This window comes from Arthrobacter sp. Ha26 (assembly GCF_059091705.1).
Map to the genome: position 1 here is coordinate 644,512 of NZ_JBNHGX010000001.1, position 17,179 is coordinate 661,690.

Here is a 17,179-nt window from a genome sequence, read left to right on the forward strand (position 1 = left end):
TCCCCGTCGGAACCGGGCATCGGGCCATTTCCCCCTATCCGAGGTCCCCCCTCTCGGGAACTGGACGCCCTCCGGTTAGGTGTTTTAGGGATGCCGGGGTTTCATTCCTCCTGGAGGTTCTCGACAGCCAGGGCCAGCCGGAGCCTTGCCAGCAGGTCCGATCGGTTTTCGGCACCGAGCCGGCGGCGCATGCGGGCAATGTGGTGTTCTGCAGTCCGCGGCGAGATGTAGATCGCCTCCCCGATCTCCCGGTACGTCTTGCCCTCAAGCACCAGCCTGGCAACTTCCTTCTCACGCTCACTGAGGCCGGAGCCATCAGGATGCATTCCGTTGGCGCCCTCGGGAGCCTCGCGGGACTCCGGCGTCCTCGGTGGTCCGTTTCCTCCCACGCTCGGCTGCGGGTGAAGGTCCCTTGCACAGGAGAGCAGGCGCACCATGTCCTTGCGGTCCTCGGCGCGTGCGGCACCGTGCCCGGCCAGCCTGGCGCCTTCCCATGGCATCCCCACACTGCCCAGGCCCCGCGCTGCGGACTCGACGTCACTTGGGCGGAACTTGCGTGCCAAGACAGAAACCCAGGCCTTCCCGGCGGCGGCAAAGACCGCAGCAAGGCGGCTGTGGCTGGCAGCCCTGGCCAAGGCAGCGGCATGGGGGGCCAGGCTTGCCGGGCTTTCGCCGAGCAGGGCTGCCTGGACCGCTGTCCAATGGAAGGGCACCGCCCAGAGGGGGGGATCACCGAGGCGCGCCAGCAGTTGGATCGCCTCGTCCAGGTAGTGCGTTACCCGGCGGGTCTCCCTCAAACGGGCGGCGGCGATGATCAGTTCACCCCACGGCAGCAAGCTGTAAAGGTCCACAGCCGTGTGCAGCATGGCTTCACGTGCCCGCTCCCAGGCCATTACAAGTTCGGGGATCTCGCCGTTGCGCCGGGCGAGGCCCACCTCCAGGGCCGCGCAGAGGAACTCGTCCCGGGGAACCAATGGCCAGTGATTCACTTTGGAGGCCTCGTTGATGGCAAGCCGGGCGTCCTCAGGCTTGTCCTGTTGCATCGCTGACCACGCTTGAAGCAGGAAGAGCCTTGGCTTGGCGGCGTTTCCGCCTTGGCCTGCCGCCGCGGCGGAGCGGCAGATGGTTTCGGCGAGGTGCGGCTCGCCCGTATGCAGGGCGAGAAGCGCGGCCAGGGCCGCGGGGGTGTCCGGGAGGGGAAGGGCAGTACCGGTTGAGTTGAGCATGTCCGAGGCATGAATCAGCACTGGGAGCGCCTGCTTCGGCTCTACGGCCAGCGATTCCAGGACTCCCTTACCCATCTCCGCAAGGGCAGCCGCTTGCAAGGTCGGAGAGGCCGGCGGCGCGTCCGCCCGGAACAGCGTCGTGGCGCCCGCGGCATTGCCGCAACCGATCATGGCCACGGCAGCAAGCGGCGCCGACGGCCCCACCCGCGAAGCACCCAGCCAACTGTAAACGTCCGCACCCCTGGCCAGCATGCCCCGCTGGGCCCACACTGCCGCGGCTACGTCCACGCCGCGGCGGACGTCGGGCGGATCAGCCTGTACCAGGAGGGTATCGATAATACGGGCGGCCCTGTCCAGGTCGCCGTCGGCGGCGGCAGCCTGGGCGCGTCGGGCGGCGGTTGCCGTTTCGTCGGCCCCCGCCCGCAGGGCTTCGTCGTAAAGCTGGGAGGCCAGTCCCGGGTCATGATCCAGCGCCTTGTCACCTGCGTGTTCAAGCTCGGAGGCAACACGGGGATCAGCAAGGCCGCCGCGGGCAAGTTCACGGGCAAGGTCCCCCAGTAGTTGGCCATCCTCCGCATAATCGGACACGAGCTCGCGCTGGAGCATATGCACCCTGCTCGTAGGGGTCACCGCCAGCAAGGCATGCTGCGCAGGTCCCACCACTGTTCCGTCCGGAGCCAGCAGCCCGGCGGACTCGGCCCGCTCCACGAGCGTCTCCAGGCTGTCCACATGGCCTTCGTCGATCTTCCGTTGCAGGTCCGCGGGCAACGGGCCGGGCAGTGAAAAACCAACGGACAGGGCGAGGAGGAGTTCACGGACAGCCGCGGTCTCACCCTTGAGCTGCCGGGCCATGTGCTCCGCAGCATCGGGCGACGACGCGTGGTTCAGCTCCTGCGGCAGGAAACCATCCCCTTCCGGGTAGATGTCACGGCCAGCCATCCTACGCCGCCGGCTCAATCGTGGTGGCTGTAGCCTGCTCGGTCACAGCTGGCTCGGTGGCCGGAGGCGGTGGCGGAGGAACTTCCGTCGCTTCCGGTGGTAGTGGAGCTTCCGTCGTTTCCGGCGGTGGCGGAGGAACTTCCGTCGCTTCCGGCGGTGGCGCTTCCGTCGGCTCAGCCTCCACCACAGGGGAAGGCGAAGGCGAAGCTTCCGGCGGCGGTGGAGAATCCGGCGTGGTGGGATCAGGATCCGGCGTGGTGGGATCAGGATCCGGCGTGGTGGGACCAACCGGCGTGGTGGGGTCCGTTGCCGGCAACGGCTCGCCCGTCACCGGATCAGTGGGCAGCGGCTGGCCTGTCACAGGATCAATTGCGGTTGGTGTTCCGGCCGGGTTGGGGGTTCCCGCCGCGCTGCCGCCACCGGTGGAGTCCGCGCTTCCCCCGGCTGCAACGAGCGGCCCGACCGCGGTTCCAGCACTGGTTGAACCACCATCAGCTGCGGCATTCGACGAGGGGCGGCTGGTGGGCGAGGCCTCCACCTCGAGGCCTGCCCCGGCCGCGGCTGCGTCCGGTTTGTTCACGCCCGCTTCGATGCCCGCCACCGGTGTACTGGCCATCTGCGCTGCCGCGGCACCCGTTCCGCTTCCACCCCCGGAACCGCCGGAGGTACCGGGATCCGCAGCGCCGCCAGGGGCAGCACCGGCCTGGGGTATAAATATGGCTGTCAGCTCAGTGAAGCCCGCCGGACTCTGGGCGGCAGTGGCGGTGAGGACACTCACCAAGGCTGCAGCGGTGGCGATCGCCGTCAGCCGGACAGTGGGCTTCGGCGCGTGGGCGCCACCGTGCGCGTGGGCGCCACCGTGCGTATGGGCGCCGCCGTGCGTATGGGCGCCGCCGTGGGCATGAGCCAAGGCGGCTCCTGAAACCGCACCGCCCGCCGTCGGGCTCTTGCGCGACCAGCTGGCGTGGCGGGCATGGTGCACATCCCTGTCTGGAACCAATCCGACGGCGGCGCCGGCGGCTTCCGCAGGCTCCTCCCCTGCGGCTGCCCGCGGCTGGGCCTGCGCGTGTGCAAGCACGGCCGACACTGCCGCGCCAAGGCAGATGGATGACTTGGGGTCGGCGTCCACGGCGATGGGCCGGTCCAGCTGTTCGGAAATCAGCTGTGCCACGAGCGGAATCCGCGATGATCCGCCAATCAGCAGCACGGCGGAGAGGTCCGCCGGCTCCAGATCCAGCTGGGCCAGCGACTTTTCCAGCGCTTCCACGGTATCGCGGACGGAATCCTCGATCAGCGCTTCGAACTCCGAACGCACCAGGCGGATCTGCTGCTGGAATCCGGGAAGGAGCACCGAAATGTTGGCTTCGCTGTCCGATGAGAGCGCTTCCTTGGCTTCCACGCATTCCCGCCGCAGCCTGCCCAATGCCCCGCGTACGCCTTCATCGGCAGGGTTGAGCGTGGACAGGGCGTCGCCGGTGTGCTGGGCGACGTAGCGGAACACTTCCGCGTCAAAGTCGGCACCGCCCAGGTTCTCGATACCCTCCGGGCGTCCCACCAGCTGGAACCGGTCGCTGCCGGCCTTCCGCAGGACAGCGGTGTCGAAGGTCCCGCCGCCAAGATCATAGACGGCGAGGGTGCTGCCCACCTCCACGCGGACCTGGGAGGCGTAGTACAGCGCCGCGGCTTCCGGCTCGGCGACGAGCGTGACGTTGGCCAGGCCCTTGGCGGCCAGCGCGGCCAGGATCATCGAGGTCCGGTGGCTGCCCCAGGCAGCAGGATGGGTCAGGATGACCTCCGACGGCGGCGCCCCCTCACGCTCCGTGGCGCGGTCCACCACCCAGCAGGCCATGGTGGCGAAAACGTCTTCGGGGGCCAGGGACAGCCCGCCTATTGAAATCGGGACAGCATCGCCCACGCGGCGCTTGAATTCGCGCACCACACGGCCGGGGAAATCGAGGCCGCGGCGTTCCGCCGCCTCACCCACAAGGAGGGGACCATCCTCGGGGTAATACACCACGGAGGGTACTGATGTACCGCGAAGACCCAGCGGCAGGCACTCCGGAGCAGGGGAAGTTCCCTCGCTAAAACGGGCAACGGCGGCAGCGGTGAAGCTGGTCCCGACATCGATGGCGAGGACATAGCTCATGGGAACCTCGGCAAAAACTTGCGTTTCGCCTGCAAGCTTCATCACGGGCGAACGTCACCAAGTTAGCATCAGGCCCGGACGGCGAACAGCCCTATTGCTACACCGATTTGTTATTCGCCTGCACCTACCGCCGAGTACGGAAGAAACGCCTGTTCAGAGCCCTGAGTACGAGTGCAGCCCGTTGAAGAATTGGTTCACGATGGTGAAGTTGAAGATCACGCACAGGTAGCCCACGATTGACAGCCAGGCAGCCCGTGTTCCGGTCCATCCGCGGGTTGCGCGGGCGTGAAGGTAGCCTGCGTACACCACCCAGATGACGAAAGTCCATACTTCCTTGGTATCCCAGCCCCAAAACCGTCCCCACGCCTTCTCCGCCCAGATGGCACCGAACATCAGGGTGAAGGTCCAGCCGATGAAGGCGATGGCGTTGATACGGTAGGACAGGTTTTCCAGGCTCAGTGCCGACGGCACCAGGCGCATGAAGCCCAGCTTGTCCGCGCCGCCGGCGGCAACGGCCTTTTGCCGGTGCGACTGGACCAGTTGCAGCGCGGACATGGCAAACGTCAGGGTGAACAGCGCTGAGGAGAGCACGGCGATGGACACGTGGATGATCAGCCAGTAGCTCTGCAGGGCCGGGACCAGGTGGCCCACCGGTGTCCAGTACGCTACGGAGGCAGCCACCAGCATGATGATGGCCAGGCCCACCACGAAGGTGCCAAGGAACCGCAGGTCGCGGCGGATCAGCACCAGGAGGAAAACGGCGACTGCCACGAAGGCGCCGGTGGTAAGGAATTCGTACATGTTGCCCCAGGGCACCCGTCCGGCTCCAAGGGCACGGGTCACTACGCCCGCACCGTGGATCACTGCGCCCAGGACGGTCAGGGCCACGGCCACCCGCGCGGGGGCGCGGCGTTCGGCCGCGTACCGCATATCGCCGTCTGCGGTGACCACACCCCCGCCTCCTGCGCCGGCTGCCCGCGCAGTGGACGACGACGGCCGTTCAGCCCGGCCCGCAGGCCCGGCAAGGTGGGACCCGCTGCGGGTCCCCGCCCCCGCTGCCACCGGCACCCTTGCGGACTCTTCAGCCTGCGCGGCCTTGAGGTCGATGGCGCGCAGGGCCTTGCTGCTCTTTGCCAGGTCCCATGCGAACGCGATGAAGGCCACCGTGTACGTGCCGGCCGCCAGGAGCATAAACAGCTCGCTGTACTGGCCCATGGTTTCGTTGATTCCAAACGGCATTACTGGTCCTTTTCGGGCCCGGAGGGGCCGGCTGGGGTGGGTTGCGCTGAAGGTGCGGCAGCGCCTGCGCCATTATCGGCGCCGCTGCTGGGAGTTTGCTGTGATTCACCGGTGTCTGCATCCGCGGCGAGCTGCCATTCGGCGGACAGCAGCTTCCGCACGGCTTCCGCTTCGGCGGCGAGCCGGTGGTCTTCGCCGCGGGCCAGGAGCCCGTATTCCACCATGGTGCGGCCATCCTGGTGAGTGCCGGTGCGGACCCAGGCGCGGCGGCGGTTGATGTACAGGGACAGGATCAGCCCTGCCACCGCCAGGAGCGCGAAGATCAAGGCATAGACCTGGCCGGGGTTGTGGTGGATGTCCACGCCGATGTAGCGCTTCACGCCGTCAAAGCTGATGGTGCCCTTGCCGTCGGGAAGCGTGTAGCTGGTCCCGGGGGCCAGTTTGATACCGCCGGCCTCGAGGTTCCGGGCGTTCAGCGGGGTGAGGTTCCTGACGTCGATTTCGAAGACGTTCTGCGGGGCGCCGTCGTCCAGGCCAAGGTCACCGTAAAAGGAGTTAAGTGTCAGCTGGGGGTTGAACAGTCCGGGGTCTCCGCTGTAGGAAACGCCCTCATTCGAAACGAACGCCGTGGGCAGGAAAAAGCCCTGGAACCCTAACTGGTCAGGCTTGGCGTCCGGGACCTTGATCACCACGGAGGAGTAGTAGTTGTCCCCTTGCAGCTTGCCCACTACGGGTCCCTGCATGGCAACGTTTCCCTGGCCGTCCCTGACGGTCACCACGGGGGCGTAGCCGTTGCCGGTGAGGTAGATGCTGGTGCCGCCGAGGGTGATGGGATCGTTGACCTTCAGGATTTCTTTCTGCGCCGGGGCGTCCGGATTTTCCTTGGTGGTCACGGACGCGGAGAAGTCGATGGGCTGGCCGATCTTGCCCCGTGACTCACGGTCAAACGTGATATCGAACTTGTCCAGCTGCAGGGAGTAGGGCTGGAGCTGGCTGGACTGGAAGTTGGTGCCCGGGGTGAACTGGTCGTAGCCCACCAGGGTGTTCACGAAGGTATCGCCCTCCACCAGGATGCGCTGGCCGCTGTAACCGAACAGGCCGCCGATCGCCACGGATACCAGCACCCCGATCAGTGAGGTATGGAACACGAGGTTCCCCACCTCTTTCGCGAGACCGCGCTCGGCGCCCAGGGACGGGCGGTCGCCGTCGGCGTCCCGGACTTCCACGCGGTAGCCGCGCTTCTTAAGCACCCCGGCGGCACTGGTGATGGCTTCCGACGCCGGGATCCCGGCGTCGGCCGGAATGACGAGGGTGCCGTACTCGGGAAGGCGGGACAGGCGTTGGGGGGTGCGCGGCGGCTGCGAGCGCATGGCCTTGTAGTGCGCAATGGCGCGGGGCACCACGCAGCCGATCAGGGAAATGAACAGCAGCAGGTAGATGGCGGAGAACCAGGCCGAGGAGTAGACGTCGTACAGCTGCAGTTTGTCCAGCAGCCCGCCGTAGTCCGGGTTGTCCTTAATGTACTGGGTGACCACGGAGGGATTGGCCGGACGCTGCGGGAACAGGGACCCCGGGACCGCCGCGACGGCGAGGAGCAGCAGCAGGAACAGCGCCGTGCGCATGCTGGTCAGCTGGGTCCAGGCCCACCGGAGCATACCCACCGGCCCCAACACCGGCAGCGCGGCGTCAGCCTTGGCCGCTGATACCTTGTCGCCGGCCACCGGAGTGGAGGACTTCTTCTCTGTCTTCACGCGCTCGCTCATCAGATCGGCAATTTCACATCGGTTTGGAACCAGTACTGCAGCCCGGTGACCCAAGCCCCCCAGACGCCGCTGGCCATCAGCAGGCCAAGGACCACCAGGATGCCGCCGCCGATGCGCTGGATGGCCAGGCGGTGCTTGCGGAAGAAGGCCATGACGCCCATCCCCCGGCGGACCGCCAAAGCGATCAGCAGGAACGGGATCCCCAGCCCCAGGCTGTAGATGAAGGCCAGGAAGGCGCCCTTCGCAGCGGACGATCCGCCGGACAGGCTCAGGAGCTGGACCGCAGAGTAGGTGGGGCCGATGCAGGGTGCCCAGCCCAGCCCGAACGTCAGTCCCAGCAGCGGTGCACCCCAGAGTCCGGCCGGCGGTTTGGCATGAATTTTTGCGTCCCGTTGCAGCCAGCTGAAGCCGCCCATGAACACAATGCCCATCACGATCACCAGGATGCCCAGGAGTTGGGTGATCCAGGCGTTCTGCGATCCGGTGAGCAGGGTGCCCAGCTGGCCGAATGCACCGCCCAGGAGGACGAAAATCACGGAGAATCCCAGCACGAACAGGCCGATGCCCACCAGCATCCGCCCGCGCTTCTGCTTTTGCAGGTCCACGCCGGACAAACCCGTGACGTAGCCCAGGTAGCCGGGCACCAGCGGCAGCACGCAGGGGGAAAGGAAGGAGACCAGTCCGGCAAGCAGCGCCACCGGAATGGCAAGGAGGAGCGAGCCGTTGAGGATGGCTTCGGCGAAGGGGCTGTTCACGGCTACTCGGCCACGGCGGCGGCGATAAGGGCCTTCAGGGTGCCCTTTTGGATTTCGCCCAGGACGCGGGAGGCCACCCGCCCCTGCTTGTCCAGCACCAGGGTGGTGGGGACTGCGCCGGGGGGAACCAGTCCGGAGACGGCCAGGAGGACGTCGCCGTCCTTGTCGTCAAAGCTGGGGTAGGTCAGGTTGAAGGACTTCTCGAAGGCTTCCGCGGTGGCTTTCTCATCCCGAAGGTTGACGCCGAAGAACTGCACGCCCTGGGGCTTGAACTCCTGGTGGAGCTCTTCGAGGATGGGCGCTTCCACCCGGCACGGGGCGCAAGCGGCGAACCAGAAGTTCAGGACGGTCACCTTGCCCTGGAAGTCCGACGGCGTCACGCCAGTGCCGTTGAACAGTGTCCCGCTAATCTGCACGGCAGATTTCCGGTCCGCGGCGGCGAACTCCGTGACGGAGCCGTCGCCGGCAACATAGTTCTTGTTGTCCCCCGCCCTGGCCTGCTCGGCAAGGGCGTCTTGTTGGGCGCAGGCCGAGAGGCCCAGGGTGAGGGCGGTCAGGGCGAGGCCGCCGGCAGCCAGGACGCTGCGGCGGGAGGCCGAAGGAGCGGCCTTATTCATGCTGTCAGTCACGCTAGGCTCCAGGGGTGCTGGCTGCACCGGGAAGAAGGGATGCCGCGGGCTCGCTGTACGTCACGCGCAGCAGCGCGCCGTCGTCGTCGAACACCAGCGACGTGATGGAGGTCAGGGTGCACTCACGCTTGCGCGGATCGTGCCAGAGGGGCTTGCCTTCTGCGCTGAGCCGGGTGGCCCAGATGGGCAGCTGGTGGCTGACCATGATCGCCTCGGGCCCGTCCGTTCCGAAATCGCCTGCGGCCAGTTCGATGGCACGGAGGCGCGCGTCCTGCACTGCTGCCATCACCCGCGCTGCCTGCTGCTTGTATGGCTCGCCCCACGAGGGCCGCAGGGGATTGACCAGCCTGGGCCAGTGCTTGGGCCGGCGGAGTTCGGCCTTGGTGACCTTTATGCCCTCGAAGTAGTTTTCGGCTTCGATGATCCGCTCGTCCGTGTGGATCTGCAGATGCAGGGCTTCCGACGTCGGCCGGGCAGTTTCCTGCGCACGGTCCAGTGGCGAGGCGGCCAAGTACGTAATGCGGGCGCCCCTTTCCGCACGCTGCCGGAAGTGGTCCGCCAGCATGCGGGCCATCTCCTGTCCCAGTGCGGAGAGGTGGAATTCGGGCAGCCTTCCATACAGAACGCCGTCGGGGTTGTGGACCTCGCCGTGGCGGAGCAGATGGACAGTGGCTTGGGGCATGTTTACCAGTTTCTCAAAGATGGCGTGCGATCCGAAATCTTCTACATCCAGTAGAACTGAAGTTTTTGAAGAAATGTTCCGAAGGCGGGAACAAAAGATGCAAATGCATGTTTATACTAGGTGCAGCAGTTAGTTGATACTTCAACAGATGAAGCTTCAACGCCACTCATCAGGCACCATCCTCTAAGGAGCAACATCATGGCACTTCCCGCAGACGTCACCACCGGCACCTGGACCCTCGACAACTCCCACAGCGAAATCGGCTTCACCGTCCGCCACGCAGGCATCAGCAAGGTCCGCGGCCAGTTCACCGAAGCCGCCGCCACCCTGGACCTCCCCCAGGACGTCACCGGCGCCAAGATCAATGCCACCATCAACACCGCCAGCTTTGACTCCGGTGACGCCAACCGCGACGGCCACGTCAAGGGCGAAGACTTCTTCGACGTGGAGAAGTTCCCCGAGATCTCCTTCGTCTCCAACGGGCTCGTGGCCAAGGGCAACAGCTACGAACTGACCGGTGACCTGACCATCAAGGGCGTCACCCGCCCCGTCACCCTCGAAACCGAGTTCAATGGCGTGGCCGTGGACCCGTTCGGCAACACCCGCGCCGGCGTTTCCGCCGAGACCACCATCAGCCGCAAGGACTTCGGCCTCACCTGGAACGCTGTCCTCGAGACCGGCGGCGTCCTGGTGAGCGACAAGGTTGCCATCAACCTCGAACTGGCCTTCATCGCCCCCGCGGCCTAATCACGAATCACGCCGGAACCCCGGCACCGGCTTCTCCAGCCGGTGCCGGGGTTTTCGCCTTAACCCGTGCCGCCCTGGGCCGGGACTACAGTGATGGCCATGAGCAACTTCGAGAATGCCAGGCCGCGCGCCGGTTTCGCCGCAATGCTTTCGGTGGCCGGCCTTCCCACCGCGCTCAAGGTCTCGTTCTGGATCTGGTTCATTGGCGGGCTCCTCGGCCTGCTCGGCGGGCTGCTGGGAATGATGGCCTCGCTGACGCTCTTTGCCGCAGCACCGGCCGCCGCCGTCGGGGTCCTGTTGCTGATGCTGCTGGCCGCCGCCGTAGGCACCGCGCAAATAGTCTTTGCACTGCGGATGAAAGAAGGAAAGCAGTGGGCGCGGCTCGCCCTCACGGTCCTGACCGCCGTCACCCTGGTCCTTGCCGTGGCCAACCTGGCCATGCGTGTGGGACAAGGCGGCAACTGGGCAGGCTTCCTGATCAGCCTTGCAGCAACAATCCTGTTGTGGCTGCCCCGTTCACAGGCATGGTTCGACGCTGCCCGCACGGGCAGGGGCACCGGGGCAGGTGCCAACTGAGCAGCACGGCCGGCCGCAGCTGATTCGGCAGGGACATCCGCGGAACGGCGGGCGGAATACCTCCTTCGAATGACCCCCAAGCGTCCGGTCCGGGGGTACGGTGGACTTAAGCCATGCTGGGGGTAGGGCGCAGGACCGAAACCCGGCAGCCCACCTGAATCCCGACATGCAGAAGGACAGCTCATGAGTAATCCTCCAGTCCCGCCCCCCGTGCCCAACGGCCCCGAGCAGGGCAACCAGCAGCCGCGCTACGGTGAAAACGCTCCCCAGTACGGTCAGCAATCAGGGCAGAACGCGCCACAGTACGGTCAGAACCCGCCCCAGTACGGCCAGTCCGGCGTACCGCAGTACGGGCAGAACGCTCCCCAGTATGGCCAGAACCCGCCGCAGGCCCCCGGTTATGGACAGCAGCCGTACGGTCAGCAGCCCTACGGCCAGTCCCCTTACGCGCAGTACCCGTCAGAGCAGCCCCAGCCCACCGGCAGCAACGGCGTCCCTCAGCTGGTCAACATTTCGTTCTGGCTGCTGATCGCTTCCGCCGCGATTTTCGTCATCTCGTTGCTCACCGGACTCACCCAGCTTGACAACCCCGCCTTCCGCCAGGCTTTTGAGGACCAGATGGCGGCCGGTGGTGCCAGTGGAATCACTTACGAAGACATCAAGGGCGTCATCGCCGGCACCCTGGTGGTGTTCGCGATCATCGGCGCAGCGCTGTACCTGCTGGTGGCATTCTTCGTCAGGAAGGGCAAGAACTGGGCCCGCATCCTGGGCACCGTGTTCGCCGCGCTGTCCATCTTCGGCCTGTTCGGTGTTCCTACACTCGGCACCGTGGGAACCCTTCTGGGGATTGCCGCCATCGTCCTGCTGTACCTGCCGGCGTCGGCTCCCTACTTCCGCAAGCAACAGCCCTTTGCCAACCCGTACGGCGGCGGCCTGGGCAACCCTTACGGGCGGTAACCACAGCACTTCCCACCCCTGCGGGCGTGGGTCCCGGAACTGCCGGAGCGATCAGGCAGTCTGACCCGGGGCCTGCGCCCGTTGTGCGTGGTAGGCCAGGATCTGCAGTTCAGTAGCCATGTCCACCTTGCGGAGATTGACCCCCTCGGGTACCTGAAGCATCACGGGTGCGAAGCTGAGGATACTGTGCACGCCGGCTGCCACCACCCGGTCGCAGACGTCCTGCGCCACAGCGGCCGGCAGCGCGAGGACCACCATGTTGGCGCCGGTCCGGTGCAGTACAGTTTCCATGTCCGCCACGTCACTCACCCGCAGCCAACCCACCTCGTTGCCCACCACCATCTGATCGGCGTCGAAAATTGCCACGACGTCGAAACCGCGGGATTCGAACCCGCCGTACCGTGCCAGCGCCTTGCCCAGGTTGCCGGCGCCGACGATTGCGACCTTCCAGTCATGCGTCAAGCCAAGGGCCGCAGCAATGTGCCGGCTCAGGTACTGGACTTCGTAGCCCACGCCCCGGGTGCCGTAGGAGCCCACATGGGACAAATCCTTGCGCAGGGTGGCGGAACTGACGCCCGAGGCTTCAGCCAGGGATTCGGAGGACACGCGCTCCACACCCTCCGCCAGCAGGGTGTTCAGGGCGCGCAGGTAGAGCGTCAGCCTGGCCACCGCAGCGGGCGGTATCTGTTTGGCCGGAGTGTCCGTGGCGTCCGGCAGGTCCGGGACAGCCTGGGGGGTTGAATCCAGCGAAGCCACCAGCCCCTCCCTCGCATCGCGTTGTGACTCCACTCTAGAGCCCTCCCGCCAAAGCCAACAAAGCAGGGAGCAACAAAGCAGCGGGCAACACAGGGCACGCCATCACCGGCATGGCTCCCCTACCGGGCCATGGCCCGCTGAAGAACGCGTTCCAGCCGGGCCTCGTCGATCTTCCAGAAATCGCGCTGCACACCGTCCACCAGCACCACGGGGATCTCCTCTGCGTAGCGGTCCCGCAGTTCCGGCTGGTTGTCCACCAGCTCTTCGGTCCACTCAAGGCCCAATGAGGCAGTAACCCGCGCCACGGCGTCGCGCGCTTCCTCGCAAAGGTGGCAGTCAGCTTTGGTGACCAGGACGACGTGCGGGGTAGCCATGGGTTAACCGTAGTACCGTTCACGGGGCCCGGCGACGCCGACCGCGCCCAGGCAGGGGATTGACTAGACTCGACTCCATGCCCGAGGAGAAATACGTCGCCGTGGTCACCAAACCGGTTGCTGCGCCGCAGCCCGGCGAGGCGGCGTTCTTCGATGTGGACAATACGCTGATGCGCGGCGCCAGCCTCTTTCATGTGGCCCGGAAGATGCACCAGCGGGGGGCCTTCACCCTTGCCCAGGCAGCGGGTTTCGCCTGGAAGCAGTTCAAGTTCGTGGCCCGCGGCGAAAACATGGACGACGTCCACGCGGTCCGCGACTCTGCCCTCACGCTGGCGGCGGGGATCACCGTGGATGATGTGAAGGCCCTGGGCGAGGAAGTCTACGACGAGATGATCGCGTCCAGGATCTGGCCCGGCGCGAAGGCCCTGGCCGAGCAGCACCTGCGGGTGGGCCGGCGCGTGTGGCTGGTGACGGCCACCCCTATCGAGGTTGCCACCGTGATCTCCACCCGGCTGGGCCTCACCGGTGCGCTGGGCACGGTGGGGGAAATCTCGGACGGCATGTACACCGGACGGCTTGTGGGAGACATCCTGCATGGCTCCGCCAAGGCAGTGGCTGTCCAGGAGATCGCCGACGCCGAGGAGCTGGACCTGAAGCGCTGCTGGGCCTACAGCGACTCCTTCAACGACATCCCGTTGCTCACCCTCGTGGGCCACCCGGTGGCCATCAACCCAGATGCACGCCTGCGCCGCCACGCCCGCGACCACAACTGGCCTGTCTACGACTTCCGCGCCGGCCGCCGCGCAGCCACGCTCGGCCTGAAGGCGGCCACGGCCGGCGGCGCCGTCTACGGTCTGTGGAAAGGCTTCGCCCGGATCCGCGGGCCGCGCGTCTAGGCAGCGCTACTCAGTTGGGCCGGAAAACAGAAATGCCCGCCGCCTCGGAAGGCGACGGGCATTTCCACGCTGTTTGAAGTATCTCTACTTCTTGTTGCGGCGCTGGTGACGGGTCTTGCGAAGCAGCTTGCGGTGCTTCTTCTTGGCCATACGCTTGCGACGCTTCTTGATAACTGAACCCACGAAAGTTCCTTACAAACTAGATGCAGTACCTGTCTGATGGAGAAGGTTCGTGGACAGAGCTACGAACTGAACAACTGACAGATTCTTACAATGACGTAAAACGTTCCTTAACAGGGTACCGCCTATCCGGGGCGGCTTCTGACCGCCCTGGCTCCCACCGGCGGAAATGCGGGTTTTTGCTAGGTAACGGTCAGGCGGTTTCCGTGTGGCCGTCCACCACAGCACCCTTGAGGTACTGCTCCACGGCGTTCTCGGGTACCCGGTAGGAGCGGCCGAACCGCACTGCCGGCATCTCGCCGGCGTGGACAAGCCGGTACACGGTCATTTTGGAGACACGCATGACCTGGGCTACTTCTGCCACGGTCAGGAACTTCGCGTTGGAGAAGTTCTGTTCTGCCGACATTTCCCTATTTCCTTTGCTGACGGATGGACAACAGTGACCCCAGGTACATGCCAATGCGGTGTTCCGATGCTGAGCCATCCACCAACCACCTACCTAGATACTCTAGATGTTCGTGTGGCAGATGTGAAAGTAGTGTGCTCCCCTATTTCACTCCCCTAATTGGCCGCACGGCGCTTGCGTGCAGAAGCCGCCAATTGGCCCAGTACGGAAACGGAGACGTCCCAATCCATGCACGCATCGGTCACGCTCTGGCCGTAGACCAGTTCAGTGCGGCCCGCGGCATGCTCGGCAACGTCGAGGTTCTGGGCCCCGCCCACCAGGAAGCTCTCCAGCATGACACCGGCAATGGCCTGGGCTGAGGCGCCGCCGTCCTCGAGCTGCGCACCGATTTCCAGCGCCACTTCAGCCTGCCGGTGGTGGCTCTTGCCGCTGTTGGCGTGGCTTGCGTCCACGATCAGGCGCGGGTTCAGCTGCTTGCCGGCAAGCTTGGCGGAGGCAGCTTCGACGTCCGCCGCGGAGTAGTTCGGCCCCTTGCGTCCGCCGCGGAGGATGACGTGGGTGTCCGGGTTTCCGGCGGTGGCCACCAGGGCTGCCCGTCCGTCGCCGTCGATGCCCAGGAACGCCTGGGCTGCCGCGGCGGCACCGCAGGCGTCAATCGCCACCTGGAGGTCGCCGTCGGTCCCGTTCTTGAAACCGATGGGCATGGACAGGCCGGAAGCGAGCTGCCGGTGGATCTGGCTTTCGGTGGTGCGCGCCCCGATGGCGCCCCAGGAGATGAGGTCCGCCATGTACTGCGGGCTGATCGGCTCGAGGAATTCGGTGGCAGTGGGCAGTCCGAGCGTGGTGACCTGCTGCAGGAAGTGCCGGGCGGTGCGCAGGCCGGTGACCATGTCGTGGCTGCCGTCCAGCCGCGGATCGTTGATCAGGCCCTTCCAGCCAACAGTAGTGCGGGGCTTTTCGAAGTAGGTCCGCATCACGATCAGCAGGTCTTCCTTGTGCTTTTCGGCCTGGCTGACCAGCCGCCGGGCGTATTCCAGCCCTGCCTTGGGATCGTGGATGGAGCAGGGCCCCACGATCACCAGCAGGCGGTCGTCCACGCCGTCCATGATGGCGCGCACTTCATCGCGTCCGCGTTCGACGACGCCTGCCACCTGGGCTGCCAGCGGCAGTTCCGCGATGAGTTCCTGTGGCGTGGGCAACGGAGTGAATTCGCTGACGCGCAGGTTGGATGTGGACTTTGCCGTCGCTTCCGTGCGCGGGTTGCCGGCGGCTGTGTGTGCGGGGGCTGTTGCGGTGCTCATTGTGCGGGTCCTGTTCCAGAAGGGAAGCGGGCCCAGTCAGAACCCGCCGGAGAAACGGCGAAGGGCAGAGAATGATCTCTGCCCTGTTGGCTCTGAAGGAAAGTTGGATGCGTGTCAGTTAGACGCGGGCCCCTCCAGAGCCAACGAAAAATACGCATACCAACGGTTTGTCATGCCATGAACCATAACCGGAAGCAGCCGCCTCCGCAAAAGTGTTACGCCTCGTCACGGGAGAGGCCCGCCACCAGCTCTGCGTGCTTCTGGTCCGTGAGGTGGTACCAGTGCATGATGCCGACGGCGGCCAGCACCAGCATTCCGGGCAGCAGGCCTGCCGCTGCCCGGATGGCAAGGGTGGCGGCACTGGAGTGTGCCGCCGTGCCCGAAACATAGCCGCCCCAGGCCAGGGAGAAGGCCACCAGGCCGCCGCCGAATCCCATGCCCAGCTTCCTCGTGGCTGCCAGGAGTGCGTAGTTGATGCCCTGGACCCGCACACCGGTTTTCCACTCGCCGTATTCCACGGTGTCAGCGATCAGCGCCCAGGTGAGGATGCTGACCGACGCCGACGCCAGCAGCCCCAGGACGAGTCCTGCCAGACCGAGGAACGGTGCGTCCGCGGGTGCCAGGAACACGAACAGCCCGCCCAGCACCCCCAGCCCGCCGCCGGCACTGTAGACCGCACGCTTGCCCCATCGGGACACCGGGCGTGGCATCAGGACGGCCACCGTGAGGGTGATGGCCACTTGCGCGCCGGCCATCACGGGGAACAGGTCCACCCGGGAGAGGACGTCCCGCAGGTAGTAGAACTGCGCGGCGCCGGTGGCGGACGTGCCTGTTACGAAGAGTATGGAGCTGAGGCACAGAATCACCAGCGGCGAATTGGCCTTCAGGGCGGTGATGCTTTGGCTGAGGGTGATTCTGGGGACGCTGCCGGCACTCCGCTCCACGCAAACTGCACCGGTGAAGAAATACAGTCCGGAACCGAGGACCGCGAATGCCAGGGTCAGCCAGGTGAAAATCTGCTGCATGTCCTGGCCGGCCCCCAGGAGCGGTGCGATGAAGAAGCCCAGGGTGGCGCCCACCGACAGGCCCCCGAGCGTTCTGGCCCCAGCGAGCCGGGCGCGGTCCCTGGCGTCCTGGGTCATGGCTCCCACCAGGCACCCGTAGGGGACGTTGACCATGCTGTAGGAGAGGCAGACCAGGCCGTACGTGCAGTAGGCGTAGAGCAGTTTCAGGGACGGGCGACGTCCGGGACGTGGAACACGGCCACACTCAGCAGCAGGGGAATGAAGCCGAACAGCAGGAACGGCCGGAATTTTCCCCAGCGCTTGCTGTGCACGCGGTCCACAATCCGGCCGGCGGCGATGTCCGTGAAGGCATTGAAGATCCGCGCCGACAGCAACAAAGTGCCGGCGGCAGCCGCCCCGATTCCCGCCACGTCCGTGTAATAGACCAGCAGGAACATGTTCCCGGTACTGATGATCATGCTGTTGGCGGCATCGCCGGCGCCGTAGCCGAAGACACTGAGCCTGCTGAGTTTGTTCATTGCTTCCTTGTCCCTGCAGGCCAGAAACCGTTTTCCCGGGCCTGCAGACAGGAACTTACCCCAA

At 65.8% G+C, this 17,179-nt stretch carries 18 protein-coding genes; 4 read left to right on the top strand and 14 right to left on the bottom strand.

The features are described from left to right. Positions 1–101: 101 nt before the first annotated feature. The 7 genes from AC5RVY_RS03085 to AC5RVY_RS03115 all read right to left on the bottom strand — a co-directional run bounded on the left by AC5RVY_RS03085 (position 102) and on the right by AC5RVY_RS03115 (position 9,379). Positions 102–2,165 (bottom strand): helix-turn-helix domain-containing protein, encoded by a 2,064-nt coding sequence (locus AC5RVY_RS03085; RefSeq protein WP_493953225.1) that lies wholly within the window; start codon positions 2,163–2,165, stop codon positions 102–104. A 1-nt stretch (position 2,166) separates the two neighbouring features. Beyond that, the gene (locus tag AC5RVY_RS03090) at positions 2,167–4,311 is read right to left on the bottom strand and encodes an Hsp70 family protein (protein WP_493953687.1); all 2,145 of its coding nucleotides are present in this window, start codon (positions 4,309–4,311) and stop codon (positions 2,167–2,169) included. Positions 4,312–4,464: 153 nt separating this feature from the next. Further along, complete coding sequence (gene ccsB, locus AC5RVY_RS03095) at positions 4,465–5,550, bottom strand: c-type cytochrome biogenesis protein CcsB (RefSeq protein WP_493953226.1); 1,086 nt, start codon at positions 5,548–5,550, stop codon at positions 4,465–4,467. Beyond that, positions 5,550–7,313, bottom strand: a complete 1,764-nt coding sequence (resB, locus tag AC5RVY_RS03100) for a cytochrome c biogenesis protein ResB (protein WP_493953227.1) — start codon at positions 7,311–7,313, stop codon at positions 5,550–5,552. Before resB ends, ccsB begins: the two co-directional genes overlap by 1 nt. After that, positions 7,313–8,068, bottom strand: a complete 756-nt coding sequence (locus AC5RVY_RS03105) for a cytochrome c biogenesis CcdA family protein (RefSeq protein WP_493953228.1) — start codon at positions 8,066–8,068, stop codon at positions 7,313–7,315. The genes resB and AC5RVY_RS03105 overlap by 1 nt, the downstream gene beginning before the upstream one ends. 2 nt (positions 8,069–8,070) lie before the next feature. Beyond that, complete coding sequence (locus AC5RVY_RS03110) at positions 8,071–8,685, bottom strand: TlpA family protein disulfide reductase (protein ID WP_493953688.1); 615 nt, start codon at positions 8,683–8,685, stop codon at positions 8,071–8,073. Positions 8,686–8,698: 13 nt separating this feature from the next. After that, the gene (locus AC5RVY_RS03115; protein ID WP_493953229.1) at positions 8,699–9,379 is read right to left on the bottom strand and encodes a histidine phosphatase family protein; all 681 of its coding nucleotides are present in this window, start codon (positions 9,377–9,379) and stop codon (positions 8,699–8,701) included. A 198-nt stretch (positions 9,380–9,577) separates the two neighbouring features. Here AC5RVY_RS03115 and AC5RVY_RS03120 point away from each other — a divergent pair, with 198 nt between their 5' ends. The 3 genes from AC5RVY_RS03120 to AC5RVY_RS03130 all read left to right on the top strand — a co-directional run bounded on the left by AC5RVY_RS03120 (position 9,578) and on the right by AC5RVY_RS03130 (position 11,659). After that, positions 9,578–10,126, top strand: coding sequence for a YceI family protein (locus AC5RVY_RS03120; RefSeq protein ID WP_493953230.1), 549 nt, complete (start codon positions 9,578–9,580; stop codon positions 10,124–10,126). A gap of 99 nt (positions 10,127–10,225) precedes the next feature. After that, positions 10,226–10,702: a hypothetical protein gene (locus AC5RVY_RS03125; protein WP_493953231.1), complete on the top strand. Its 477-nt coding sequence runs from the start codon at positions 10,226–10,228 to the stop codon at positions 10,700–10,702. 183 nt (positions 10,703–10,885) lie between these two features. Then, entirely contained in the window at positions 10,886–11,659 is a 774-nt protein-coding gene (locus AC5RVY_RS03130; RefSeq protein WP_493953232.1) for a hypothetical protein, read from the top strand. 51 nt (positions 11,660–11,710) lie between these two features. Here AC5RVY_RS03130 and AC5RVY_RS03135 read toward each other — a convergent pair whose 3' ends face one another. Further along, positions 11,711–12,415: a redox-sensing transcriptional repressor Rex gene (locus AC5RVY_RS03135; RefSeq protein WP_493953233.1), complete on the bottom strand. Its 705-nt coding sequence runs from the start codon at positions 12,413–12,415 to the stop codon at positions 11,711–11,713. Positions 12,416–12,534: 119 nt separating this feature from the next. Further along, the gene (locus AC5RVY_RS03140; protein ID WP_493953234.1) at positions 12,535–12,789 is read right to left on the bottom strand and encodes a glutaredoxin family protein; all 255 of its coding nucleotides are present in this window, start codon (positions 12,787–12,789) and stop codon (positions 12,535–12,537) included. 77 nt (positions 12,790–12,866) lie between these two features. On the opposite strand from AC5RVY_RS03140, the gene AC5RVY_RS03145 reads away from it, so the two are divergent. After that, positions 12,867–13,685, top strand: a complete 819-nt coding sequence (locus AC5RVY_RS03145; protein WP_493953235.1) for an HAD family hydrolase — start codon at positions 12,867–12,869, stop codon at positions 13,683–13,685. Between the two features lie 84 nt (positions 13,686–13,769). Here the strand turns inward: AC5RVY_RS03145 and AC5RVY_RS03150 are convergent, their stop codons facing one another. The 5 genes from AC5RVY_RS03150 to AC5RVY_RS03170 form a co-directional block, all read right to left on the bottom strand. Further along, on the bottom strand, positions 13,770–13,868 hold the full coding sequence (locus tag AC5RVY_RS03150) for a 30S ribosomal protein bS22 (RefSeq protein ID WP_003792170.1): 99 nt from the start codon (positions 13,866–13,868) through the stop codon (positions 13,770–13,772). 190 nt (positions 13,869–14,058) lie between these two features. Then, entirely contained in the window at positions 14,059–14,271 is a 213-nt protein-coding gene (locus tag AC5RVY_RS03155; protein ID WP_050053879.1) for a helix-turn-helix domain-containing protein, read from the bottom strand. 155 nt (positions 14,272–14,426) lie between these two features. Further along, the gene (locus AC5RVY_RS03160) at positions 14,427–15,572 is read right to left on the bottom strand and encodes a 3-deoxy-7-phosphoheptulonate synthase (RefSeq protein WP_493953236.1); all 1,146 of its coding nucleotides are present in this window, start codon (positions 15,570–15,572) and stop codon (positions 14,427–14,429) included. A gap of 215 nt (positions 15,573–15,787) precedes the next feature. Further along, positions 15,788–16,894, bottom strand: coding sequence for a glycoside-pentoside-hexuronide (GPH):cation symporter (locus AC5RVY_RS03165; protein ID WP_493953689.1), 1,107 nt, complete (start codon positions 16,892–16,894; stop codon positions 15,788–15,790). Further along, positions 16,801–17,115, bottom strand: coding sequence for an MFS transporter (locus AC5RVY_RS03170; RefSeq protein WP_493953237.1), 315 nt, complete (start codon positions 17,113–17,115; stop codon positions 16,801–16,803). The genes AC5RVY_RS03165 and AC5RVY_RS03170 overlap by 94 nt, the downstream gene beginning before the upstream one ends. Positions 17,116–17,179: the final 64 nt, after the last annotated feature.

Coding starts and splice junctions, on each gene's coding strand:
- AC5RVY_RS03115 (WP_493953229.1), bottom strand. CDS start 9,379: ATGCCCCAAGCCACTGTCCATCTGCTCCGCCACGGCGAGGTCCACAAC.
- AC5RVY_RS03090 (WP_493953687.1), bottom strand. CDS start 4,311: ATGAGCTATGTCCTCGCCATCGATGTCGGGACCAGCTTCACCGCTGCC.
- resB (WP_493953227.1), bottom strand. CDS start 7,313: ATGAGCGAGCGCGTGAAGACAGAGAAGAAGTCCTCCACTCCGGTGGCC.
- AC5RVY_RS03145 (WP_493953235.1), top strand. CDS start 12,867: ATGCCCGAGGAGAAATACGTCGCCGTGGTCACCAAACCGGTTGCTGCG.
- AC5RVY_RS03170 (WP_493953237.1), bottom strand. CDS start 17,115: ATGAACAAACTCAGCAGGCTCAGTGTCTTCGGCTACGGCGCCGGCGAT.
- AC5RVY_RS03120 (WP_493953230.1), top strand. CDS start 9,578: ATGGCACTTCCCGCAGACGTCACCACCGGCACCTGGACCCTCGACAAC.
- AC5RVY_RS03085 (WP_493953225.1), bottom strand. CDS start 2,165: ATGGCTGGCCGTGACATCTACCCGGAAGGGGATGGTTTCCTGCCGCAG.
- AC5RVY_RS03140 (WP_493953234.1), bottom strand. CDS start 12,789: ATGGCTACCCCGCACGTCGTCCTGGTCACCAAAGCTGACTGCCACCTT.
- AC5RVY_RS03155 (WP_050053879.1), bottom strand. CDS start 14,271: ATGTCGGCAGAACAGAACTTCTCCAACGCGAAGTTCCTGACCGTGGCA.
- AC5RVY_RS03130 (WP_493953232.1), top strand. CDS start 10,886: ATGAGTAATCCTCCAGTCCCGCCCCCCGTGCCCAACGGCCCCGAGCAG.
- AC5RVY_RS03125 (WP_493953231.1), top strand. CDS start 10,226: ATGAGCAACTTCGAGAATGCCAGGCCGCGCGCCGGTTTCGCCGCAATG.
- AC5RVY_RS03160 (WP_493953236.1), bottom strand. CDS start 15,572: ATGAGCACCGCAACAGCCCCCGCACACACAGCCGCCGGCAACCCGCGC.
- ccsB (WP_493953226.1), bottom strand. CDS start 5,550: ATGCCGTTTGGAATCAACGAAACCATGGGCCAGTACAGCGAGCTGTTT.
- AC5RVY_RS03110 (WP_493953688.1), bottom strand. CDS start 8,685: ATGAATAAGGCCGCTCCTTCGGCCTCCCGCCGCAGCGTCCTGGCTGCC.